Annotated in this window: 15 protein-coding genes and 1 pseudogene; 9 read left to right on the top strand and 7 right to left on the bottom strand. The window is 74.2% G+C overall.

Annotation, left to right across the window (positions count from 1 at the left end; all coding sequences use genetic code 11):
• The first annotated feature begins 28 nt into the window (after window positions 1–28).
• Window positions 29–937, top strand: coding sequence for a hypothetical protein (locus ACF089_RS04205; protein WP_392021486.1), 909 nt, complete (start codon window positions 29–31; stop codon window positions 935–937).
• A gap of 49 nt (window positions 938–986) precedes the next feature.
• On the top strand, window positions 987–5,807 hold the full coding sequence (locus ACF089_RS04210) for a hypothetical protein (protein ID WP_392021488.1): 4,821 nt from the start codon (window positions 987–989) through the stop codon (window positions 5,805–5,807).
• A 472-nt stretch (window positions 5,808–6,279) separates the two neighbouring features.
• Here the strand turns inward: ACF089_RS04210 and ACF089_RS04215 are convergent, their stop codons facing one another.
• Entirely contained in the window at window positions 6,280–6,765 is a 486-nt protein-coding gene (locus ACF089_RS04215) for a hypothetical protein (protein ID WP_392021491.1), read from the bottom strand.
• Between the two features lie 517 nt (window positions 6,766–7,282).
• Between ACF089_RS04215 and ACF089_RS04220 the strand changes: the two genes are divergently transcribed.
• From ACF089_RS04220 to ACF089_RS04235, 4 genes are read left to right on the top strand one after another with little or no spacing between them, the layout of a single operon-like run.
• A complete protein-coding gene (locus ACF089_RS04220) occupies window positions 7,283–10,174 on the top strand; it encodes a nitrate- and nitrite sensing domain-containing protein (protein ID WP_392021492.1) in 2,892 nt (963 codons plus the stop codon).
• A complete protein-coding gene (locus tag ACF089_RS04225) occupies window positions 10,171–10,620 on the top strand; it encodes a roadblock/LC7 domain-containing protein (protein ID WP_392021495.1) in 450 nt (149 codons plus the stop codon). Before ACF089_RS04220 ends, ACF089_RS04225 begins: the two co-directional genes overlap by 4 nt.
• Window positions 10,621–10,630: 10 nt before the next feature.
• On the top strand, window positions 10,631–11,035 hold the full coding sequence (locus ACF089_RS04230) for a DUF742 domain-containing protein (RefSeq protein WP_392021496.1): 405 nt from the start codon (window positions 10,631–10,633) through the stop codon (window positions 11,033–11,035).
• The gene (locus ACF089_RS04235) at window positions 11,016–11,621 is read left to right on the top strand and encodes an ATP/GTP-binding protein (protein ID WP_392021499.1); all 606 of its coding nucleotides are present in this window, start codon (window positions 11,016–11,018) and stop codon (window positions 11,619–11,621) included. The genes ACF089_RS04230 and ACF089_RS04235 overlap by 20 nt, the downstream gene beginning before the upstream one ends.
• A gap of 32 nt (window positions 11,622–11,653) precedes the next feature.
• Here ACF089_RS04235 and ACF089_RS04240 read toward each other — a convergent pair.
• The 3 genes and pseudogenes from ACF089_RS04240 to ACF089_RS04250 form a co-directional block, all read right to left on the bottom strand.
• Window positions 11,654–12,841: pseudogene (locus tag ACF089_RS04240) on the bottom strand (lipid-transfer protein); the annotation flags it as partial.
• Window positions 12,842–12,951: 110 nt separating this feature from the next.
• Window positions 12,952–13,398 carry a Zn-ribbon domain-containing OB-fold protein gene (locus ACF089_RS04245; protein WP_392021501.1) on the bottom strand — a complete coding sequence of 149 codons (447 nt, stop codon included), beginning with the start codon at window positions 13,396–13,398 and terminating at the stop codon, window positions 12,952–12,954.
• A gap of 89 nt (window positions 13,399–13,487) precedes the next feature.
• Window positions 13,488–14,378 carry a M15 family metallopeptidase gene (locus ACF089_RS04250; RefSeq protein WP_392021504.1) on the bottom strand — a complete coding sequence of 297 codons (891 nt, stop codon included), beginning with the start codon at window positions 14,376–14,378 and terminating at the stop codon, window positions 13,488–13,490.
• A 59-nt stretch (window positions 14,379–14,437) separates the two neighbouring features.
• On the opposite strand from ACF089_RS04250, the gene ACF089_RS04255 reads away from it, so the two are divergent.
• Complete coding sequence (locus tag ACF089_RS04255; protein WP_392021506.1) at window positions 14,438–14,941, top strand: NUDIX domain-containing protein; 504 nt, start codon at window positions 14,438–14,440, stop codon at window positions 14,939–14,941.
• 64 nt (window positions 14,942–15,005) lie between these two features.
• Here the strand turns inward: ACF089_RS04255 and ACF089_RS04260 are convergent, their stop codons facing one another.
• Entirely contained in the window at window positions 15,006–17,330 is a 2,325-nt protein-coding gene (locus ACF089_RS04260; RefSeq protein WP_392021508.1) for a glycoside hydrolase family 31 protein, read from the bottom strand.
• Between the two features lie 179 nt (window positions 17,331–17,509).
• Between ACF089_RS04260 and ACF089_RS04265 the strand changes: the two genes are divergently transcribed.
• Window positions 17,510–19,495: an acetoacetate--CoA ligase gene (locus ACF089_RS04265; protein WP_392021511.1), complete on the top strand. Its 1,986-nt coding sequence runs from the start codon at window positions 17,510–17,512 to the stop codon at window positions 19,493–19,495.
• A gap of 68 nt (window positions 19,496–19,563) precedes the next feature.
• The gene (locus tag ACF089_RS04270) at window positions 19,564–20,661 is read left to right on the top strand and encodes a hypothetical protein (protein ID WP_392021514.1); all 1,098 of its coding nucleotides are present in this window, start codon (window positions 19,564–19,566) and stop codon (window positions 20,659–20,661) included.
• A gap of 82 nt (window positions 20,662–20,743) precedes the next feature.
• Here ACF089_RS04270 and ptsP read toward each other — a convergent pair whose 3' ends face one another.
• Together ptsP and ACF089_RS04280 are read right to left on the bottom strand one after the other, a co-directional pair.
• Window positions 20,744–22,414: a phosphoenolpyruvate--protein phosphotransferase gene (ptsP, locus tag ACF089_RS04275; protein WP_392021516.1), complete on the bottom strand. Its 1,671-nt coding sequence runs from the start codon at window positions 22,412–22,414 to the stop codon at window positions 20,744–20,746.
• Window positions 22,415–22,488: 74 nt separating this feature from the next.
• The gene (locus ACF089_RS04280) at window positions 22,489–22,938 is read right to left on the bottom strand and encodes a PTS glucose transporter subunit IIA (protein WP_392021519.1); all 450 of its coding nucleotides are present in this window, start codon (window positions 22,936–22,938) and stop codon (window positions 22,489–22,491) included.
• Window positions 22,939–23,351 lie beyond the last annotated feature (413 nt).

Consider the following 23,351-nt stretch of genomic DNA (forward strand, 5'->3'; position numbering starts at 1 on the left):
CGCAACGCCACGACGAGGAGCCACCCCAGTGACCGACCAGCACGCCGAGCGCGACCCCTGGCGTGACCCGGCCACCGCCGAGCCGGCCGCGGAGGCCGACCCCGGCGCCCCCGCCCGTCTCACACCCCCGGACGCGGCCGACGCCGCCCGCCTCGTCTCCTTCGGCCTTCAGCCCAAACTCCTCCCCGCCCGCGACGCCGAATACGCCGAGCTGCTGCGCCGCTACCGCGAGGACCCGGCCTTCGCCCGGCTCGCCGACGCCGTCGCCACCGGGCTCGGCCTCATCGTCCTGGAGGTCTCGCCCCGCGCGGGCATGGCCCTCGCGGCGGGCGAGGACTCCGTCTTCGCCGTCCGCATGGGCGACTACGCGCGCCGCGCCTCGCCCGACTCGGCGGACCGCTTCCTCCACGGCCTCGCCCATCTCGCCGTCGCCGCCATGTCCTTCCCCCGCCCCGAGGACCTCGCCGACGACGGCTACATCGGCCGCATCACCGTCAACGGCGTCGACGCCTTCGTCCGGCAGGCCTGCCACCGGCTCGAGGAGAACGCCGACGCGCAGGGCGAGAACACCGACCCCGCCACCGACGCCCCCGGCCTGGAGGCCGCCTGGCGGATCTACGCCCGGCGCTCCGCCACCGGCGCGACCAAGGACGCCCGCAGACTCGCCGGATCCACCACCGGCATCGTCGCCAAGGCCGTCGCCTTCCTCACCGACTCCGGCTTCCTCCAGCGGACCGGCGACGACGCGGGAGGCGCGTACCGCACCACCGCCCGCTATCAGCTCCAGGTCCGCGACATGGCGGGCAGCGCCGCCATGGCCGAACTGCTCGACCTCGGCGTCGTCCCCGTCAGCGACGGCACCGCCACCCTGCTGCCGCCGCCCGACGGCGACGATCTGGAGCTGGCGGCCGACGCCGGACTCCCGTTCCACGCCTGAGCCGACCGAACCCCCCCACCCGACCTGCCAACCACGAGAGTCCGCCGCCATGTACGAGCTGTCCCGCGTTCGCCTCTACTCCATCGGGCCCGCCGGTGCGCGCTACGCCGACACCGTGCTGGATCTGCGCGGAGTCGGCGAACCGGTGCCCCACCCCGCGCCCGCCCAGGCCGAATTCTTCGAGGACGAACCAGTCGGCCCGCCCCGCCGCCCGGCCCCCGCGGGCGTCCTCTTCCTGGAGAACGGCGGCGGCAAGTCCGTACTCCTGAAGCTGATCTTCTCCGTGATGCTGCCGGGACACCGCAACACCCTGGGCGGCGCCAGCTCCGGCGTCCTGCGCAAATTCCTCCTCGCCGACGACTGCGGACACGTCGCCCTGGAGTGGCAGCACACGCTCACCGGCGAACTCGTCGTCGTCGGCAAGGTCAGCGAATGGCGGGGCCGCCAGGTCTCCAACGACCCGAGGAAGTTCGCCGAGGCCTGGTACTCCTTCCGCCCGGGCCCCGGCATGAGCCTGGACTCCCTGCCGGTCGCCGAGTCCACCGCCGTACGCCCCCAGACCGAGGGAGCCTCCGGCGCCCAGGGCCGCCGCCGCACCATGAAGGGCTTCCGCGACGCCCTCACCGAGGCCGGCAAGTTCTATCCGCATCTGGAGGTCTCCTGGGAGGAGATCCACGACCGCTGGAACGAACACCTCGGCGATCTGGGCCTGGACCCCGAACTCTTCCGCTACCAGCGGGAGATGAACGCCGACGAGGGCGAGGCCGCCGGCCTCTTCGCGGTCAAGAAGGACTCCGACTTCACCGACCTCCTGCTGCGCGCGGTCACCGACACCCGTGACACCGACGGCCTCGCCGACCTCGTCAGCAGCTTCGGCAACAAACTCGGCCGCCGCGCCGAACTCACCGCCGAGCGCGACTTCACGGCCGGCTCCGCCGACCTCCTCGGCCGGATCGTCGAAGCAGCCGACGCCCGCGCCCGCGCCCGGGACGTCCACACCGCCGCCGAGCGCCGCACCCGCACCCTCGCCCGCAGGCTCTCCGCCCGCGCCGCCGGGGAGCGCTCCAGGACCGCCGACCTCGCCCAGCGGGTCACGGCCGCCGCGCACACCGTCACCGAGGCCGAGCGGGCCCGCGGCCGCAGCTCGCTGATCGCCGCCGAACTGGCCTACCGCCACGCCTCGCTCGCCCTGACCGTCGCCGAGAAGGGCGCCGCCGCCCAGCGCCGCGAACTGACCGAGGCCCGCACCCTGCACGCCGCCTGGCAGGCCGCCGAGGCCGTGCTCCGGCACCGCGCCGCCGCCGACCGCTCGGCCCGGGTCGCCGTCGCCATCCGCGAGGCCGAACGCGACGCCGCCCCCGCCCTCGCGGCCCGCGCCACCGCCGCCGCCGACCTCGTCCGCGCCCTCCACGCGGCCGCCGAGGACGGCGAACAGCTCGCCAACGAGCAGGAGGAGCGCTCGTCCGTCCTCCAGCAGGAGGGCGAGGCCGCCCACCGCGACGCGACCGCCGCCGCCACCGAGGCACAGCGCGCCCGCAGCGAGATCGGCCATCTCCGCCAGCGCCTCGCCGAGGTCGAACAGGAGACCGCCGAAGCGGTACGGGCGGGCTGGCTCGACGACACCGCGCCCGACGCCGACCCCGCGCGGGCCGCGCTCGCCGCAAACGACGCGGAGAAGACCGCGGTCGCCGCCTGGGACACGGCCCGCGAGACCGGCCGCGCGACCGCCGACCGCGCCAAGGAGGCCGCCGCCGCCGAAGCCCGCGCCGAGCTGGCCGCGGCCCGCGCCGACGACGCCGCCTCCACCGCCGAGCACGCCTACGAAGCCGAGCGCCGCGCCGCCGCCTCCATCGCCGAACACCAGCGCCTCGCCGACCTGCTCAGCCTCCCGTCCCCGACCGCCGCCGCCCCGGTGCCCGGCCCCCGGCGACACGCCCAGGAGACCGACCGGCCCGGCCCCGAGACGCCCGCCGACCACGACACACCTTCCGGGGAGAGCGGCGGCGCACCCGCCCCGCGCCCCGGCGGCTCCCCGCTCACCGCCGAAGAGCTGGACCGCTACGCCGACGACCTCCGCGACCTTCTCGACCAGTACGTCGCCTCCGCCGAACGCCAGCTCTTCGACCTGCGCACGGCCGCCGCCGACGACTCCCGCATCCTCGGCGCGCTCGGCGACGGAGGACTCCTGCCCCCGGGCCCCGACGTCCTCGCGACCGTCGAGTACCTGGGCGAGCACGGCATCCCCGCACTCCCCGGCTGGCGCTATCTCGCCCAGGCCGTCGACCCCGCCGACCACGCCGCCGTGCTCGCCGCCCGGCCCGAGCTGGTCGACGGCGTCGTCATCACCGACCCCGCCTCGCATCTGCGCGCCCGGGAAGTCCTCGCCGGAGCCGCCCTGCTGCCCCGGTCCACCGTCGCCGTCGGCACCGCCGCCGCACTGCTCGCGCCCGTGCCCTCCCCCCGGAACGGCGAGGAGGACACCGAGGTCTTCCTCGTACCGCCCAACCCCGCCATGCACGACGAGCACGCCGCCGACGAAGAGCGGCAGGCCCTCCGCGCCCGGGCCACCGCGCGAGAGGAAGAGATCCGCGAGCTGGCCGCCCGCCTCGCCGGGGACCGCGCCCTCGCCGCCCGGATCGGCTCCTGGCGCGCCGACTGCCCGCCCGGAATGCTCGCCGAACTCGCCCACGGCGCCGAAGCCGCCCGCACGGCCGCCGAGGAGGCCCGGGCCCGGCTCGCCGAGGCCCGCACCGTCCGCGCCGAGACGGACGAGACCGCCGCCGACGCCGCCCGCGTCCGCGACGAGCGTCAGGAGACCGCCCAGCGCGCCCGCCGGGCCGCCGACGCCCTCGCGGGCCTGGCGTTCCGCCTCCGGGAGCGCGCCGGCTGGCAGGTGAAGCTCCGCGAACTGGCCGACGACGCCGCCGAGTCCGAGGCCCGCGCCGCCGTCTGCCTGGAGCGCGCCAAGGCCGCCGACGAGGACCGCAGGGCCGCCCAGCGCGCGGGCGATGACGCCCGCCGCACCGCCCGCGCCCTGCGCGCCGAGCGCGCGGAGATCGCCGGCGCCCCGGAGACGCTCCCCGACGCCGACCCGGACGCCCCGCGCATCTCCCTCCCCGCCCTCCGCGAGGCCTATCGCGCGGCCTCCCAGCTGTACGAGAAGGTCGGCGTCGGCACCGACCTCCGCGCCGAACAGGCCCGCGCCGAGAGCGACGAGAGCGCCGCCCTCGCCGAGCTGGACCGCCTGACGAACAAGGTCCGCACCCGCGCGGCCCTCCTCCTGGAGAGCACCGACGGCGCGGACGGCCCGTCCCGCCAGGCCGCCGCCTCCCGCGCCGAATCCCTGGTGCAGATGCTGGAGACCCGCGCCTCCGAAGCGAGCGAGAAGCTCGGCAGGCTGCGCGGCGAGGCCGAGCGACTGGCCCCCGCCGACGGCGGCAGCCACACCGAACTCCCCGAAGACGCCGTCCCCGCCGACGCCGAGCAGGCCCAGAGCCTGCTGCGCGGAGCCACCGGGGAACTCGCCGCCCGCACCGACGCGCTGGAGACCGCACGCGACGCCCACAGCGGACTGCTCCAGGCCCACCGGGCCGCCGAGGACGCCGCCGGCGGCTTCGAGGAGACCGCCGCCCTCCTCCGCGACCTGCTGCGCGAACAGCGCGACGACGACGAGGGCGCCGAAGGGGACCCGGAGCCCTACCCCGGCGATCTCGCCGAGGCCCGCCAGTCGGCCGCCGAGGCCCGGCGCTCCCTGCGCGGCTGCGCCACCGAGCTGTCCGGCGCGGAGGCCGCCGTCCGCGAGGCGAGCGACACCCTCGTACGCCACGCCAACTCCACCCGCTACGAACAGGTGCGCACCCCGGCCCGCCAGCAGATCCGCGAGCTGCCCGCCGCCGCGCTGCCCGAGCACGCCGCGAAGTGGGCCGAGGCCTTCCTGCCCCGGCTGCGGGTGCTCACCGACGAACTCCAGCAGCTGGAGCGCAACCGCGACACCATCGTCGACCGCCTGCGCGGCCTGGTGGAGTCCGCGCTCGCCACCCTCCGCTCCGCCCAGCGGCTCTCCCGGCTCCCCGAAGGACTGGGGGAGTGGTCGGGGCAGGAGTTCCTCCGGATCCGTTTCGAGGAGCCCGACCAGGCGACCCTGGCCGAGCGCCTCGGCGAGGTCATCGACGAGGCGACCCGCGCCGCCGTCCGCAAGAACTCCTCCGCGGCCTACGGCGAGGGCCGCAGGGACGGCATGTCCCTGCTGCTGCGCGGAGTCCAGGCGGCCCTGGAGCCCAAGGGCATCGCCGTGGAGATCCTCAAGCCCGACGCGGTGCTGCGCGCCGAACGCGTCCCCGTCGGACAGATGGGAGACGTCTTCTCCGGCGGCCAGCTGCTCACCGCGGCCATCGCCCTGTACTGCACCATGGCCGCCCTCCGCAGCAACGACCGGGGCCGGGACCGCCACCGCCACGCCGGGACGCTCTTCCTCGACAATCCGATCGGGCGGGCCAACGCCACCTATCTGCTGGAGCTCCAGCGAGCGGTCTCCGACGCCCTCGGCGTCCAGCTGCTCTACACCACCGGACTGTTCGACACCACGGCGCTCGCCGAGTTCCCCCTGGTGATCAGGCTCCGCAATGACGCGGATCTGCGGGCCGGCCTGAAGTACATCAGCGTCGAGGAGCATCTCCGCCCGGGGCTGCCCCAGCAGGACCCCTCGGGCGAGACGGTGCACGGCGAGATCACCGCGACCCGGATGTTCAAGCGCTCCCAGAGCACCGCCGCCGTCCCGGCCGAGCGCCCCGGCCGTCAGAGCGCCCCCGCACCGGCGGAATCGGCCCCGGCACGGCGACCGGACCCGTCAGAGCAGTCCACCGCCGAGTAACGCCCCAGGCCGAGCAGAGCCGGCCCGGGTCACCTCGACCCGGGCCGATGGCCGGGGAAGGACGGGCGGGCCCGTACGCCCCTGTCATGCCCCGGCGGCGACCCTGAGCCGGGATCCCGGCTCAGGGTCGCCCCTGTCCACGGTCATCGCCGGGCCGAGGCCGGACCCCACACGCGGATCCGGCGCGCGCTGATCCCGTCGACGCCCCGGTCTTCGACCGACGGCCGCCGAGGGACGACCCTTCGACCGACACCGGCCACCCGCCGTGACCCGCCCCGCCGCCACCCGCCCACACCGCAAGCCAGAACCGGACCCGGGCCCAACCCGAACCGGCCCAACCCGAACCCGCATCAGGAACCCGAGCCGGTCCCGGACCTGAGCCCGAACCCTGGCCAACCCGAACCCGAACCCGAACCCGCACCAGGGACCCGAGCCGACCTCGGCACCCGGTCCGGACCCGGCCCCGCCGCCCTCACACCTCCGAAAGCTCCGACAGCCGGCTCGTCCCCCGCTGCGGCACCCGCTCCCCGCGCCCGGGCCCCCGCCGCCGTATGCGCTCGCCACGCCGGGCCGCGGCCCGGGCGGCACGCCGCTCCCGACGACGGTCCCGCCGCAGCCGCCGCGCGCTGCTGCTCGGCTCCGACACCACGCCGTGCCGCTGATTCCACACCTGGCGGGTCACCCAGACGTCCAGCACGCCCCAGGTCGCCACCACCGTGCTCGCGACACTGCTGAGCACCATCGGAAACGCCAGCCAGGAACCCGCCAGCGTGCACAGAAACGCGACCATCGCCTGAATCAGCGTCAGCGAGACGATGAGCACCGCCCGGACCGCCGACGTACGCACCGGATCGGCCATACGCCTTCGTACCGAGGGCTCCTCCACCCAGAGCTGCCGCCGAGCCGCCGGCGCGAGGCCGGCCGCCCCGCTCCCGCCGCGGCGCTCGTCCGTATCCATGGTCCTTCTCACTTCCCACCCCCACGGTCTGCCCGGCTTCAGGTTGGCTGCCCGGAATCCGCTGCTTTACTCCGGCCCGTGCCCCGCCCCGGATCCGCCCCTGGTGGAACGGTCCCCAAACCCCTGTACCGAACAGCCCTTCGGTCAAACGGCGTTGAGAGTCCCGGCTGCCGCTCCGGGCCGCCGTCCTCCATCGCCCTCCTGCGGAGGCCGCCTGCGCGAGCCTCTCCTAGAAGGACGCATGACCAGCCCGGATGATTCCCGCATCCCGGACTGAGAGCGAAGAATTCCAGCCAATGCCCCCCGTCCGGAAAAGGATGCGCCACCCGGCGTCGCCTGACACGCGGGGAATGTCAACTCCTTGAATACCGGGACATCCCGTGAACAACACAGCCCCGACAGGCCGAAAATCGCCCGGACGTGTCTTCGAGTTGTCTGTGCGGCAGTAGTAGGCTCGCGCCGTTTGTTGACCGAGGGAACTCCGTTCATACCGGGCGGCGTTGAGCAGGGGGAGGCCATGCGCTTTCGCGGGAAGTCCATCCGCCGGAAGATCGTGGCGTTGTTGCTGGTGCCGCTGCTCTCCCTGACCGGTCTGTGGGGTTTCTCCACCGTGCTGACCGGCCGGGAGGCCGACGACCTCCTCGACGTCAGCGCCGTGACCGACCAGATCGGCCACCCCATGGTCGACACCCTCGACATCATCCAGCAGGAGCGCCGTCAGACACTGATCTACCTCGCCGACCGCCGGGCCTCCGATGCCCTGCCCGACCTGCAGGACAAGCGCCGGACCACGGACCGCGCCGTCTCCCGGCTGAAGGAGAGCGCGGCCAGGCAGGACCTCCGCGAAGATCTCCGCTCCGACGCCGAGCGCAGGCTGAACTCCCTGCTCAAGGGCTTCGACGGACTACTCGCCCTGCGCCGCTCGGTAGAGGCCGGCACCGTCTCCCGCGCCCAGGCGCTCGACTACTACAACCGCATCATCAACCCCGGCTTCAGCTTCCTGGCCACCCTGCACTCCGTCCACGAGGTGAGCATCGAGCGCCAGGGGCGCGCCGTCGCCGGACTGGCCCGCGCCACCGAAATGCTCTCCCGCGAGGACGCGCTCATCGTCTCCGCCCTCACCACGGGCAAGGTCACCTCGGCAGAGATCCGCGCGCTCTCCGACTACGTCGCCCACCGCGAGCTGTACTACGAGATCAACCTCGAAGCCCTGCCCGCCCGGGAACGCGAGATCTACCTCCAGTTCTGGCGCGGACCCAAGACCGAGCCCCTGCGCGCCGCCGAGGAGCGCCTCATCTCGGGCGGACCCCGCCAGGCGGACGCCGAGGACGCCGAGGAGTGGCGCACCGCCGCCGCCCCGGTCCTCGACGAACTGCGCCGCGAGGCCAAGGCGTCGGCCGAGCGCTACCAGGACCGCGTCGGCCCCGCCGCGTACGGCGTCTTCGTCCAGGCGGGCGTCGCCGGCATCCTGGGCTTCCTCGCGCTCCTCGTCTCGGTCATCGTCTCCGTCCGCATCGGCCGCGACCTGATCCGCGACCTCTCCCGGCTGCGCAAGGAGGCCCACGAGGTCTCCGGCGTCCGGCTGCCCAGCGTGATGCGCCGCCTCGCCGCGGGCGAGCAGGTCGACGTCGAGACCGAGGCCCCGCGCCTGGAGTACGACAAGGACGAGATCGGCCAGGCGGGACAGGCGCTCAACACCCTCCAGCGCGCCGCCGTCGAGGCCGCCGTCCGCCAGGCCGACATGCGGCGCGGCGTCTCCGAGGTCTTCGTCAACCTCGCCCGCCGCAATCAGGTCCTCCTCCACCGCCAGCTCACCCTCCTCGACGCCATGGAGCGCCGTACCGAGGACACCGACGAACTCGCCGACCTCTTCCGGCTCGACCACCTCACCACCCGTATGCGCCGGCACGCCGAGGGACTGGTGATCCTCTCCGGAGCCGCCCCCTCCCGCCAGTGGCGCAAGCCGATCCAGCTGATGGACGTGGTGCGCGCGGCCGTCGCCGAGGTTGAGGACTACGAGCGCATCGAGGTCCGCAGGCTGCCCCGGATCGGCGTCGGCGGTCCCGCGGTCGCCGACCTCACCCACCTCATCGCCGAACTCCTGGAGAACGCGACCGTGTTCTCGCCCCCGCACACCGGCGTCCAGGTGCTCGGCGAGCGCGTGGCCAACGGCTTCACCCTGGAGATCCACGACCGGGGCCTCGGCATGGCCCCCGAGCTGCTGCTCGACGCCAACCTCCGGCTCGCCGAGACCCCGGAGTTCGAGCTGTCCGACACCGACCGCCTCGGCCTCTTCGTGGTCAGCCGGCTCGCCCAGCGCCAGGGCGTCAGGGTCTCGCTCCAGCCGTCGCCGTACGGCGGCACGACCGCCGTCGTCTTCATCCCCTCGCCGCTGCTCACCGAGGCGCCCGAGACCCAGGGCACCGGATTCCGCCTCGACCGCAAGAGCGAGTCCCCGGCGGGCCGGCGCGGCGGCGACGGAAAGCTGTCGGCGCGCGCCAGGACCTCCGGCAAGGGCTCCGGCCTGGTGGACGGCGCCGCGCTCTTCGACGGTCCGGTCGAACTGGAGGGCCCGGTGAGCCCGCTGGGCCTCAGCGGCGCGGAGACCCTCACCGACCCCGACACCCTCGCCGGACCCGGCGCCCTCGTCGGCTTCGACGGCGGGGAGAGGGACCGCGGCGGCATCTTCCGCGCCCGGTCCCGCACGTCCCGCCGGGGCGCCCCGGACGAGCAGCACCAGCAGGCGCCCGACCCGGCGCCGGAACGGATGGCGGAACCCGTGCCGCTTCCCCGCCGCAAGACCCCGACCCTCGTCACCGACCGCGGACGCCGGGTCGACGAGCCGGGCCGCGCCCACCCGTCCGCCGCCGGCGCCCCGCGCCCCGCCGAGCCCTCCCGCCGCCCGGACGCGAACCCGGCGCCGTACGACACGACGGCCCCGGGCCTGTACGACACCACCGCCCCGGCCCCGAACGGCACGACGGCCGCCCTCCCGTACGACACCGCCGCGCCGCTCCCGTACCGCGAGGCGACACCGGCCCCGTACGGCGAGGGAACGCCGACCGGGTACGGTGACGGGGCGAGGACCTCGTACGGCGACGGAACGCCGGCCTCCGGCCCGGACGCGGCCGCCGCCCTGATCGACGGACTGCCCCGCCGGGTCCGCCAGGCGAGCCTGGCCCCCCAGCTGAGGGCGTCCGCGCCGGCCGACCGAGCACCCGACCGGGACCGGGGCCAGGAGGCCGAGCGCGACGCCGAAGAGGTGCGCAGCCGGATGGCCTCCATGCAGCGCGGCTGGCAGCGGGGCCGGCTCAAGAACGCACACGGGGACGACGACGCCGACCGGACCACCGGCGCCGACCCCGGCCAGACAGCACCACGAACGACATCGGAGGGGGACGGTCGATGACCGCACCGCATGCCGCAGCACACACCGCCGGGGGACGCCCGGCCGCCCAGGCGGCTGGAGAACTGAACTGGCTGCTTGATGAACTGGTCGACCGGGTCGGCAGCATCCACAAGGCCCTGGTGCTCTCCAGTGACGGACTGGCGACCGGCACCTCGCGCGAGCTGACCCGGGAGGACAGCGAGCATCTCGCCGCCGTCGCCTCCGGATTCCACAGCCTCGCCAAGGGCGTGGGGCGTCACTTCGACGCGGGCAGGGTCCGCCAGACCGTCGTGGAACTGGACGAGGCCTTCCTGTTCGTCACCGCCGCGGGCGACGGCAGCTGTCTGGCCGTGCTCGCGGACGCCGACTCGGACGTCGGTCAGGTGGCGTACGAGATGACGCTCATGGTGAAACGAGTCGGAGTCCACCTCGCCACCGCGCCGCGGACCGGTCGCGCCGGAGGGTGAGTGTTCCGGCATGAGTGACCCGACTCATCACGCCCAGCACCCGCATCACTACTTCGACGCCGAGGCGGGTCCGGTGGTCCGGCCGTACGCGATGACCCGCGGCCGTACCAGCAGTACCTCCCACCACCGGCTCGACCTGATCGCCCTGGTCGTGCCGGAGCCGGCCGCCGACCATCCCGTGCACGACCAGTCGCTCTCCCCGGAGCATGTCGAGATCGTCGAACGCTGCGAGGACGCCCCGCAGTCCATCGCCGAACTCGCGGCCGGTCTCGACCTCCCCGTGGGGGTGGTGCGCGTCCTGGTCGGCGATCTGGTCGAGGACGCGCTGGTGCACGTAACCCGTCCCGTTCCCCCGGCAGAACTGCCGGACGTGAATATTCTCCGCGAGGTGATCAATGGTCTTCGGGCGCTCTAGCAGCCGGCGGCCCGTCGAGCCGGTGACCCTGAAGATCCTGGTCGCGGGCGGTTTCGGGGTGGGGAAGACGACCCTGGTGGGGGCGGTCAGCGAGATCAGGCCGCTGCGCACCGAGGAGAACCTCAGCGAGGTGGGCCGTCCCGTGGACGACACCGCGGGCGTCGAGGGCAAGACGACGACCACCGTCGCCATGGACTTCGGGCGCATCACGCTCCGGGAGGACCTGGTGCTCTATGTCTTCGGCACCCCCGGCCAGGACCGTTTCTGGTTCCTCTGGGACGAGCTGGCCCAGGGCGCGCTGGGCGCGGTGGTGCTGGCCGACACCCGCCGTCTCGAGGACTCGTTCGCGGCCGTCGACTACTTCGAGCGCCGAGGCATCCCCTTCACCGTCGCCGTCAACTGCTTCGAGGGGGCGGGCCGGTTCCCCGTGGAGACGGTGCGGACCGCGCTCGACCTCGATCCCGGGGTGCCGCTGATGATGTGCGACGCCCGTGAGCGCGAGTCCGTCAAGGAGGTGCTGGTCGCCGTGGTCGAACACGCCCTGGAGCGTGTCGACGGCCCGCGCCGGCGGGCCGCGGCGACCTGACCGAGGCCCCGGACGGATGGCTTCCGGGGCGTTCACCGAACGGCGACGACGGCCGAGCCATGGCCGAACAGCCCCTGGTTCACGGCGATTCCGGTACGGGCTCCGGGCGTCTGGCGCCAGCCGGCCGTTCCGCGCAGCTGGGCGGTGAGTTCGCAGACCTGGGCGATGGCCTGGGCGGGGACCGCCTCGCCGAAGGAGGCCAGACCGCCGCTGGGGTTCACCGGGATCCGGCCGCCGAGCGCCGTCGTCCCCTCCCGTACGAGCTTCGCCCCCTCGCCGGGCCCGCACAGCCCGATGTCCTCGTACCACTCCAGCTCCAGAGAGGTGGAGAGGTCGTAGACCTCGGCGAGCGAGAGATCCTCCGGTCCGAGGCCGGCCTCCTCGTAGGCGGCCCGGGCGATCGAGGCGCGGAAGGCGTACGGCGGCGGTTCCGCGGCGAGCGCCGAGTCCGTGGCGATGTCCGGGAGGTCGAGCACGGTTCTCGGATAGACCGGGGTGCGGGTGGAGACCGCGCGGATCCGCACGGGGTCCACGACCCCGTGCCGGCGCGCGAACTCCATGCTGGAGAGCACCAGCGCCGCGGCCCCGTCGGAGGTCGCGCAGATGTCGAGCAGCCGCAGCGGATCGGCGACGACGGCCGACGCGGCCACCTCCTCGGCCGAGACCCGGGCGCGGTAGCGGGCGTACGGGTTGAGCGCGCCGGCCGCCGCGTTCTTCACCTTGACCTGCGCGAAGTCATCGAGTGTGTCTCCGTGGACGGCCATCCGCCGCCGGGCGTAGAGCCCGAAGTACGCGGGGTTGGTCGCCCCCAGCAGACGGAAGCGGAGCCAGTCGGGGTCGTCCGGCCGATCGCCGCCCGCGGGCGCGAAGAACCCTTTCGGCGCAGAGTCCGCGCCGACCACCAGCACCACGTCGGCCGTCCCGGCGAGGATCTGGGTCCGGGCGGCGCCGATCGCCTGCGCCCCCGAGGCGCAGGCCGCGTACACGCTGGTGACCCGGGCGCCCTGCCAGCCGAGGGCCCGGGCGAAGGCCGCCCCGGCGACATGCCCCGGGTAGCCGCCGCGCACGGTGGCCGCACCGACCACGGACCGGATCCGCCGCCACTCGACGCCCGCGTCGTCGAGCGCTGCCCGCGCCGCGACCACCCCGTACCGCACAAAGCTGTGACCCCATTTGCCCCAGGGGTGCATCCCCGTCCCGAGGACAGCGACCTCGCCCGATGCCGATGCCGATGCCGATGCCGATTCCCGTTCCGGTTCCGATTCCCGTTCCGGTTCCGTAGCGTCCGGGGCCGTGACCCCGCCCGGCTCCCGGCCCTTCTCCCGCGCCCTCACCGGGACACCCCCACCGGCCGCCAGTTCCACACCGTCAGGACCGTCCCCCCGCCCCCGTCGAGCACCCCCGGCACCACCTCGACCTCCATTCCGACCGCCAGATCGGCCGGCGCCACCCCCGGCACGGCCTGCCCCAACACCACCATGCGCTCGGCCGCCAGCTCGACGGCGACCAGGGTGTACGGCTCCCACGGCGTCGCCGGGTCGGAGACGTACGGCGGCGGCGGCCGGTGGCGGCCGTCGGTGTACGACCAGATCCGCCCGCGCCGGGAAAGCGGCGCCTCGGTCAGCTCCCCGCCCGCGCAGGCGGGGTTGCGGCAGAAGGAGCCCTCGGGCGGGAAGAAGACCGCCGAGCAGGCCGTACAGCGGGTGGCCAGCAGCCGGAAGTCCTCCTCGCCGCTGTCGTGGGTGAACCAGCCGGCCACCGCGGGCGTACGCGTCACAGAGCCTCCCCGGCCATCGCCTGACGGTTCGTCAGCAGTGTGGCACGGTACGGCGGCTCCCGCGAGAGGCCCTTCGGGACCGGCCCGGATCAGGGACGGGCGAGCGACCGCCGCGCCACGGGAAAATCGAAATAGGTGTCCGGAAAAGCCTCCGGACGGTAGGTGAAGTGCCACCACTCCTCCGGCAGATTCGTCCAGCCGGCCCGGCTCAGCGCCGACACCAGCAAGGTCCGGTTGGCGCGCTGCTCGCCCCGGATCCGGGGATCGTCCGTGTGCGACAGCGTGTCGAAGCAGTCGTAGCCCGTCCCCATGTCCACGGAGTTGTCCGGAAAGCGCTCGGAGACCGGCGCGAAACAGGGCGCGAGCCGCTCGCCCGGAACATACGGCCTGGTCGGACGGGCCGGCAGCCGCACCACCGTCACATCGGCCGTGCTGCCGCGGCTGTGCCCGGACCTCTCCGCGATGTAGCCGTCGGCGAACAGCCTCGATTTGTCGACTCGGGGATAGAACTCCTCCTTCATCCTCTCGTCGTCCGGATCCAGCGCCCACCGGACGAAGTGGTCCACCGCCCGCTGCGGGCGGTAGCAGTCGTACACCTTGAGCGAGTACCCCTGCCGCAGCAGCTCGCGCTGCGCCCGGTGCAGCGCCCGCGCGGCGGCCCGGGTCAGGACGCACAGCGGCTCGCGGTAGCCGTCCACCCGTACGCCCAGGAAGGTGTGGGCGGTCGGATAGCGCATCTCGTGGAGGATCGTCGGATCGACGTCGCGCAGCGCCACGAACTCCCGCGGAGCCACCGGCTCCGGGCGGGCCCCGCCGGAAGCGGAAGCACCGACGGCGACAGCACCGGCCTCGGAGACGCCGACGGCGGGAGAGGCGGCGGGAGAGGCGACAGGAGAGGCGGCGGCGGGGGAGGCGGCCAGCGCGGCGAACGCGGCCGCCGTCGCGGCGAGGGAGCGGAGAGCGGATCCCATTCGTGTCATGGGCACACAGTTCAGCAGTTTCCCCCCGGCCCGGGAAGGCCGCCGGATACAGTCCGCCCGTGCCCAAGGACTCGTACTGCGCAAGCTGCGGAGCACCGTACGGCCCGCTCACCGCCTGGCCCCGCACCTGCTCCGCCTGCGGCGACACCGCCTACCGCAACCCCCTCCCGGTCGCGGTGGCCCTCCAGCCCGCGCACGGCGAGGACGGCCCGGGCCTCGTCGTCATCACCCGCACCGTCCAACCGCGCCTCGGCGGCGTCGCCCTGCCCGGCGGCTTCGTCGACCTCGGCGAGACCTGGCAGCACGCGGTCGTCCGCGAGCTCCGCGAGGAGACCGGCATCGAGGCGTCCGCCGCCGACGTCCGCCTCGCCGACGTCCTCAGCGCCCCCGACGGCCATCTGCTGATCTTCGGCCTCCTCCCCGCGCGCGACACCGCCGGACTCCCGCCCTCCGCACCCACCGACGAGACCTCCGGCTGGCATCTGCTGCACACCCCGGCCGAGCTGGCGTTCCCCCTGCACACCACGGCGGTACGGAGATGGTTCCTGCACCGCTACGGATGAACCGGACGCGCCGGGAGCCGGTCGCCCGCCCCCCCCCGGAGCCGGTCGCCCTCCGAAGCGCGCACTACAGCCCGCGCACCCGCACCGGCCGCCCCGGCGGAACCGACCCTTCCGCGCCGACCCGCCGCACCCTCACCCGCCCGTCCACCAGCCGGGTCGTATACCGCTCCACCTCGGCCTCCTCCCAGCCGTCCCCGGGATCGGGCACCACCACGCCCCCGCCCCGCCGCCCGGCGGCCGGAGCCCACACCTCCAGTTCCACCCCGCCGTCCGCCCCGCGCACCGGGATCACCGAGCCGCCCCGCGCCAGCACCGGAGCCCGCGACAGCGGAGCGTCCAGCACCACCCGCCCCGGCCCGTCGTACACCCGGCCCGTCGCCCTGTCGTACCAGCGGCCCTTCGGCAGCCGCACCGGCCGCCGCTCCACGCCCTCCTCCAGCACCGGCGCGACCAGCAGCGCGTCCCCCAGCAGGAACGCGTCCTCGCAGCCGCGCAGCGACCGGTCCTCCGGCGATCCCCACCACAGCGGACGCGCGTACGGCGCACCCGTCAGCCGCGCCATATGGGCCAGCGTGACGAAGTACGGCCGCAGCCGCTCCCGCTCGCCGAGCGCGGCCCGGGCGTGCCCCAGCACCACGGGCCCGAACTCCCACGGCTCCCCGGGCCCGGCCCCCGCCGCCGCCCGGATGCGGAACAGCGGCAGATACGCCCCCAGCTGAAGCCCGCGCACCCACAGTTCGGCCGACGGAGCGCCGTCGCCGCCCCCCAGGTCCGGCCCCGCGTACGGCACCCCGCACAGCCCCAGCCCCAGCACCGCCGAGAGCGCGGCCCGCAGCCCCCGCCAGTCGCCGCAGACCTCGCCCGCGCCCGCCCCGCCGTACCGCTGCATCCCCGCCCAGCCCGACCGGGACACCAGGAACGGGCGCTCCCCGGGACGCGCCCGCAGCAGCCCCTCGTACCCGGCGCGGGCCATCGTCAGCCCATAGACGTTGTGGCCCTCGCGGTGATCGCCGCCCCGCCCGTCGAGATCGTGCCGGGCCGACCGGGGCAGCGTCCGATCGCCGAAGGACGCCGGCGACACGGGCTCGTTCCGCTCGTGCCACACCCCCGAGAAACCCCGCGCCCGATCCTCCCCGTACAGCCCGCCCCACCACCTCCGCACCCGCGGATCGGTGAAGTCCGGATAGACGCACTCACCCGCCCGGTCCACCCCCCGCACCTCGCGCCCGGACCCGTCCCGGACGAAGGCGCCCGCCGCCGCGCCCTCCTCGTACACCGCGTTCCCCGGCTCCGCAGGCACGGCGGGGGCCACCACGGAGACCAGCCGCACCCCCTCCACCGGAGCACTTCCTTCCGACCCGAAGGGCGCGCCCGCCCGGGATCCGGCCGGCCCGCCCGCGTCCACATGGACCGCCGACAGCGGAAGCCCCCGCTCCCGCCACGCGGCGACCGTCCGCACCGCCTCCGCGACCCCGCCGCCCACCGGACCGACGCACTGCGGACCCAGCGCCCAGGACGGCGGCGCCGCGGGCGCGCCCGTCAGCCGGGCCCAATGCGCCAGCACCCGCGCTGGCCTGCCCACGATCACCCAGCAGCGCAGCGGGCCGCCCTCCATCCTGACCTCGACCGTCCCCGGCCGGTCATGACCGGAGCCCGCGCCCTCCTCGCCCTCCCGCAGCGTCACCACGCCGTCCCAGGTGCTGTCCTGGAACGCCAGATGCGTCCCCGCGTCCGCGACGACCAGCTGAACCGGCATGGTGAGCGGAGGCGGACCGTCCCCGGACCCCGCCGGACCCCGGGCAGCGGTGTTCCACAGCCGGTACGCGCCGTCCCGCAGCCGGGGACCCGACGCCCGGCCCCCCAGACCGAAGAACCGCGCGTCCGCCGCCACCTCCGCCCGCTGCGTCCACCGCGCCGGACCGCCCCCCACCGGCTCCCACCAGCGCGGCGGCAGCTCCCGCCGCAGCGCGATCCCGCCGGGCGTACGGATCGCCACCGCGCCGACGCGCGAGACCTCCACCGTCACCCGCTCCGACACCACCCGCCAGCCGCCGTCCTTGTCCGGCTCCAGCCCGGCCCGCCCGTCCGGCTCGGGCACCCCGCCCGCCAGCGCGTACGACGGCTCCGGGCCCGCCCCGTCCCAGCCCCAGAACACCGCGCCGCCCGCCACCACACAGATCCGCAGCTCCGAGCGGGCGAACCGGACGATCCCGCCCCCCGGCTGCGGCTCCGCGCCGGTCACCGGACCCGGCGCCCGGGCCGGCTCCCGGCCCCGGTCCGGCAGCCCCCGCGCGTCGATCCGCCGCCGACGCCAGGCGAACCGCGTCGCACGCACGCCCCGCCGACTCGCGGCGTACCGCGCCCAGCGCATCAGTCCCCGAACGTCCATGCAGTTCAGCCTGCCACCGGGGCGGTCGCCAGAACGTTTCGTTCAGCTCCTGTTCACCCCTGCCGGGGCCCACCGGCACATCCCGACGCGGCCGGACGGCGGCCAGGAGCCCTGGTACGAAAGACGATCACATGGCATCGTCCCTCTCAGCAGCCGCAGAGCCACCCGGGAGCCGCCCCATGACCCCAGCAGCGAACGCAGCGCCTCTGTGGCAGCCCGACGCCGAGCGGATCGCCGCCGCCCGGGTCACCCGCTTCCAGTCCTGGGCCGCCGAACACCACGGAGCCCCGGCCGACGGCGGCTATCCGGCCCTCCACCGCTGGTCCGTCGAGCACCTCGAGGACTTCTGGCGCGCCCTCGCCGACTGGTCCGACGTCCGCTTCTCCACCCCGTACGAGTCGGTCCTCGCCGACCGGGCCATGCCCGGCGCCCGCTGGTTCCCCGGCGCCGCCCTCAATTACGCCGAGCACGCCCTCCGAGCGGCCGACGAACGCCCCGGCGAACCGGCCCTCCTCCATGTGGACGAGACGCACGGCCCCGCCGAGACCAGCTGGGCCGAACTCCGCCGCCAAGTGGGCGCGCTCGCCGCACAGCTGCGCGCCCTCGGCGTACGCCCCGGCGACCGGGTCAGCGGCTACCTCCCCAACATCCCCCAGGCCGTCACCGCGCTCCTCGCCACCGCCGCCGTCGGCGCAGTCTGGACCTCCTGCGCCCCCGACTTCGGCGCCCGCAGCGTCCTCGACCGCTTCCAGCAGGTCGAGCCCGTCGTCCTCTTCGCCGTCGACGGCTACCGCTACGGCGGCAAGGAGCACGACCGCACCGAGACCGTCGCCGAACTCCGCCGCGAACTCCCCACCCTCCGCGCGGTCGTACACATCCCCCTGCTCGGAGCCCCCGCCCCCGACGGCGCCCTCGACTGGTCCGCCGTCACCTCGGGCGACGCCGAACCCGTCTTCGAACAGGTCCCCTTCGACCATCCGCTGTGGGTCCTGTACTCCTCCGGCACCACCGGCCTGCCCAAGGCCATCGTCCAGTCACAGGGCGGCATCCTGCTGGAGCACCTCAAACAGCTCGCCCTCCAGTGCGACCTCGGCCCCGGCGACCGCTTCTTCTGGTACACCTCCACCGGCTGGATGATGTGGAACTTCCTCGTCTCCGGCCTGCTCACCGGCACCACCGTCGTCCTCTACGACGGCAGCCCCGGCCATCCCGCCGTCGACGCCCAGTGGAACGTCGCCGAACGCACCGGAGCCACCTTCTTCGGCACCTCGGCCGCCTACGTCATGGCCTGCCGCAAGGCCGGCGTCCACCCCGCCCGCGACCACGACCTCTCCCGGATCCGCTGCGTCGCCACCACCGGCTCCCCGCTGCCCCCCGACGGATTCCGCTGGCTCCACGACGAATTCGCCGACAGCGGCGCCGACCTGTGGATCGCCTCCGTCAGCGGGGGCACGGACGTCTGCAGCTGCTTCGCCGGAGCCGTGCCCACCCTGCCCGTCCACATCGGCGAACTCCAGGCGGCCTGCCTGGGCACCGACCTCCAGTCCTGGGACCCGCACGGCGAACCCCTCATCGGCGAGGTCGGCGAACTCGTCGTCGTCAACCCGATGCCGTCCATGCCGATCCGCTTCTGGAACGACCCCGACGGCAGCCGCTACCGCGAGAGCTACTTCGAGATGTTCCCCGGCGTCTGGCGGCACGGCGACTGGATCACCCTCACCGACCGGGGCTCCGTCATCATCCACGGCCGCTCCGACTCCACCCTGAACCGTCAGGGCGTCCGCATGGGCTCCGCCGACATCTACGAAGCCGTCGAGCGCCTCCCTGAAATCCGGGAATCCCTGGTCATCGGCTTGGAAGAGCCCGAGGGCGGCTACTGGATGCCGCTCTTCGTCCACCTCGCCGACGGAGCCGTCCTCGACCAAGACCTCCGTGACCGGATCACCGGCACGATCCGCGAGCAGCTCTCCCCGCGCCATGTCCCCGACGACATCGTCGAAATCCCCGCCGTCCCCCACACCCTCACCGGAAAACGCCTCGAAGTCCCGGTGAAACGCCTGCTCCAGGGCACCGCCCTCACCCAGGCCGTCAACCCCGGCTCGGTCGACGACGTCGGCCTCCTGACCTTCTACGAAGACCTCGCCCGCACCCGCCGCCGGAGCTGAGCCGACGGCGTTGTCAGTGCCACCCGCTACGGTCTGTAATCAGTGAGAGACCGACCGCAGGGGGAAGCATGGCTCACGAGAAGACACCCGACAGCCCGTCCGGCGAGCCGTCGAAGGGCGCGGCGGACCGCGCCCGGCGCACGGAGACCGGCCGGCGGACCCGACGGCCCAAGGAGCGGAGCGGGGGCGGCCCGAGCCGGCCCGGCGGCCGCCCCGGTGCCAGAAGCCGGGCGCGCGCCGCGCTGGACCGGGAGGTCGTCGGCACGGTCGGCGTCCTCGCCGACGCCGTCGACTTCGCGGCCATGCGCCGCTATCGCACCTTCGCCTTCGCCGACCACCCCGAGTACCTCCGCGAGGTCGAGGCGCTGCTCCGCTCCCTCGCCTCCCGCCGACTGCACACCACCGTCGCCCTCTTCGACCCGGAGGACTTCGCCGCCTACTGCTCCGAGCACGCCCTCGACCCCGACAACGCCCTCAGCCGCAGCAGATACACCGCCGAGATCGCCGAACGCGGCAGCACCCTCCCGTACGAGGGGGAGCCGCTCGACCGGCTGCTGCCCCGCCTCGTCGACACCGCGGTCCGCCGCGCCACCTGGGAGTACGCGTCCGCCCTCCTGGCCGACATCGGAGAGTGCGCCGACTGCGGCCAGGACATCGGCCGCGCCTCCTTCGACCGGGCCTCCCACCTGCTGCTGAGGCTCCTCCAAGCGGCCGGACCGGGCCGGCACCATCTGGTGTGCAGCGTCCGCGCCCCCGAGGAGAACCTCCTCGCCGTTCTGCACGCGGAGAAGACCGACAGAGAATCCGACGCCGACGGTGAAACCGACGGAGAGGCCGGGGACAGCGGACCTCTCGGGGACGCCGAGCACCCGACCCCGGCCCGGATCGCCGCGGGCGAGGGCGCCGAGTTCGCCACCGTGCTCGCCGCCGGGATCGCCCTGGCCAACCCCGGGGGAGTGGTGCTGCGCACCAGCGCCCCCGGCCTCCCCGACCGGCTCCACGGCTGGCGGCTGGACCGCGGCGCTCTCGTCCCGCTCACCGAGGGCGAGGTGTTCAGCGCCTACTGCACCGACGCCGCGACGGGCGAACCGCTCTCACCCGAACCGGGCGTCGAGTACCGCGCGGGCTTCGACCTCGGGGCCGACGCCCCGGACACCCACCACTGAAACGGACGGGAGGGGCCCCGCCACGGCGGAGCCCCTCCCATCGACACCCAGGGGCACGCCCGCACGGGCCTCCCCCACCGTCCTACTCGCCCGAAAGCACCGCCCGAGCGGCCACCCGGGCCTCCTCGGCCGTGTCCACGGCCCGCGCGGCGGCGGCAGCACGCTCGCACTGCGCGAGCGTGTACTTCGCCAGCGTCGACCGCACATACGGAATCGACGCGGCGCCCATCGACAGCGACGTCACCCCGAGACCGGTCAGCACACACGCCAGCAGCGGATCGGAGGCCGCCTCACCGCAGACGCCGCAGCTCTTGCCCTCGGCCTTCGCGGCCTCGGCGGACAGCGCCACCAGATCGAGCAGCGCCGGCTGCCAGGGATCCTGCAGCCGGGACACGGCCCCCACCTGACGGTCGGCGGCGAAGGCGTACTGCGCCAGATCATTGGTGCCGAGCGAGAGGAACTCGACCTCCTGAAGAATCGAACGAGCCCGCAGCGCGGCGGACGGAATCTCCACCATCGCACCGAACTTCGCCCGCAGCCCGGCCTCCCGGCACGCGTCCGCGAACGCCTTGGCGTCCGTGCGGTCCGCCACCATCGGGGCCATGACCTCCAGATACACCGGCAGACCCTCGGCGGCCTTCGACAGCGCCACCAGCTGGGTCCGCAGCACCTCGGGATGGTCCAGCAGACTCCGCAGCCCCCGCACGCCGAGCGCCGGATTGGGCTCGTCGGCCGGAGTCAGGAAGTCCAGCGGCTTGTCCGCGCCCGCGTCCAGCACCCGTACGACCACCCGGCCCTCCGGGAAGGCCTCCAGCACCGCGCGGTACGCCTCGATCTGCTTCTCCTCCGACGGCGCCTGCGCGCTGTCGTCCAGGAAGAGGAACTCGGTGCGGAAGAGACCGACGCCCTCGGCGCCGGCCTCCACCGCGGCCGGCACATCGCCGGGTCCGCCGATGTTGGCCAGCAGCGGCACCTTGTGACCGTCCGAGGTCGCCCCCGGTCCGCTGGACGCGGAGAGCGCGGCCCTCCGCTCGGCCGCGGCCCGCTCCAGCTCGGCCCGCTTCTCGGCGCTGGGCTCCACGAAGATGTCGCCGGTGCTGCCGTCGACCGCGATCAGCGTGCCCTCGGCCAGCTCGCCCGCGCCCGGCAGCGCCACCACGGCGGGGACGCCGAGAGCCCGCGCGAGAATCGCGCTGTGGCTGGTGGGACCGCCCTCCTCGGTGACGAACCCCAGCACCAGCGCCGGGTCCAGCAGCGCCGTGTCGGCGGGTGCGAGATCGCGGGCGATCAGCACATAGGGCTCGTCGCTGTCCGGGACGCCCGGCATCGGCACGCCCAGCAGCCGGGCCACGATCCGGTTCCGCACATCGTCCAGGTCCGCGACCCGGCCGGCCAGATACTCGCCCGCACCCGCCAGGAGCGCCCGATAGGCGGCGAACGCGTCGTAGACCGCGCGCTCGGCGGAGCTGCCGACGGTCACGCGGCGCTCGACATCGGCCATCAGCTCCGGGTCCTGCGCCATCATGGCCTGGGCCTCGAGCACCGCCTGGGCCTCGCCGCCCGCCAGATTGCCCCGGGCGATCAGATCCGCGGCGACCGCTTCCACGGCCTGGTGCGCGCGCCCCTGTTCACGCTCCGCGTCCTGTGCGGGGTTCTGCTTCGCCGGCGGTTCGAGGACGGCCGTCCCCATGTGCCGTACTTCGCCGATGGCCACGCCGTGGCTCACACCGACGCCTCGCAGCGTTGTCTCCATCTCACCCGTCTCCGATCGGGCGGCTCGCGCCGCCGCACTCCATGTTCTTCCTGCCCGTCAGCACGTACCCGGCGTCACCGCCAGCTGAAGAGCGCGTCCCCGAACTTCACATCCCCGTCCTCGACGACGTCGCCCAGGGAGTCGGCGGTGGCTTCGAGCGCCACGACGGGGCAGATCGGGGACTTCCCCGCCGCCTCCACCGCGGAGGGGTCCCAGCGCACCACGGCCTGGCCGCGGGTCACGGTGTCCCCCTTGTTGACGAGCAGCTCGAAGCCCTCGCCGTTGAGCTGCACGGTGTCGATGCCCAGGTGGGTCAGCACCCCGTGCCCCTCGCCGTCCACGACGACGAACGCGTGCGGGTGGAGAGAGACGATGACGCCGTCGACCGGAGACAGCGCCTCCGAGGGTTCCCGTACGGGGTCGATGGCGGTGCCGGGACCGACCATCGCGCCGGAGAACACCGGATCGGGCACCGCCGCGAGTCCGATGGCACGTCCGGCAAGAGGTGATGTCACAGTGGTCATGGAGCCTCCCAGGGGCGGAGAGAGTCGGTGTCGCGCCGTCACCGGCTGTCCGGGCGGCGCGCTGTTTCAGCAGCGTAAGTCATACGAAGTCCTGGTTCCGCCCGAATGCTGTCGGTTGGCGGCCTCCGGGAGGAGGCCCGAGGCGATTTGCCTCGCATCTCGACGCCCGGTACTGTCGTACTCCTGCCCGGCCCCAAGGGACTTCAAGTCCGGGGTGGGCGGCTACCTATCAAGCCCAGATCGTAACTGGTCTATCCCTCTGCATGTCTGCGGAGAGGTGGTCAGGAAGACGAAGAAAGCCTGATACGGTTTGAACACACCGAAGGGAAAGCCCGGAGGACCTGGTGAAAAGGGTCTGAAGGAAGCGTCCGTTCCTTGAGAACTCAACAGCGTGCCAAAAGTCAACGCCAGAT

Source organism: Streptomyces sp. NPDC014894 (genome assembly GCF_043080985.1).
Classification (GTDB): domain Bacteria; phylum Actinomycetota; class Actinomycetes; order Streptomycetales; family Streptomycetaceae; genus Streptomyces.

Bases quoted from the DNA above. Each gene is read 5' to 3' on its own strand.
- ACF089_RS04230 (WP_392021496.1), top strand. From the start codon at position 10,631: ATGAGTGACCCGACTCATCACGCCCAGCACCCGCATCACTACTTCGAC.
- ACF089_RS04220 (WP_392021492.1), top strand. From the start codon at position 7,283: ATGCGCTTTCGCGGGAAGTCCATCCGCCGGAAGATCGTGGCGTTGTTG.
- ACF089_RS04215 (WP_392021491.1), bottom strand. From the start codon at position 6,765: ATGGATACGGACGAGCGCCGCGGCGGGAGCGGGGCGGCCGGCCTCGCG.
- ACF089_RS04235 (WP_392021499.1), top strand. From the start codon at position 11,016: ATGGTCTTCGGGCGCTCTAGCAGCCGGCGGCCCGTCGAGCCGGTGACC.
- ACF089_RS04260 (WP_392021508.1), bottom strand. From the start codon at position 17,330: ATGGACGTTCGGGGACTGATGCGCTGGGCGCGGTACGCCGCGAGTCGG.
- ACF089_RS04270 (WP_392021514.1), top strand. From the start codon at position 19,564: ATGGCTCACGAGAAGACACCCGACAGCCCGTCCGGCGAGCCGTCGAAG.
- ACF089_RS04250 (WP_392021504.1), bottom strand. From the start codon at position 14,378: ATGACACGAATGGGATCCGCTCTCCGCTCCCTCGCCGCGACGGCGGCC.
- ptsP (WP_392021516.1), bottom strand. From the start codon at position 22,414: ATGGAGACAACGCTGCGAGGCGTCGGTGTGAGCCACGGCGTGGCCATC.
- ACF089_RS04265 (WP_392021511.1), top strand. From the start codon at position 17,510: ATGACCCCAGCAGCGAACGCAGCGCCTCTGTGGCAGCCCGACGCCGAG.
- ACF089_RS04280 (WP_392021519.1), bottom strand. From the start codon at position 22,938: ATGACCACTGTGACATCACCTCTTGCCGGACGTGCCATCGGACTCGCG.
- ACF089_RS04225 (WP_392021495.1), top strand. From the start codon at position 10,171: ATGACCGCACCGCATGCCGCAGCACACACCGCCGGGGGACGCCCGGCC.
- ACF089_RS04210 (WP_392021488.1), top strand. From the start codon at position 987: ATGTACGAGCTGTCCCGCGTTCGCCTCTACTCCATCGGGCCCGCCGGT.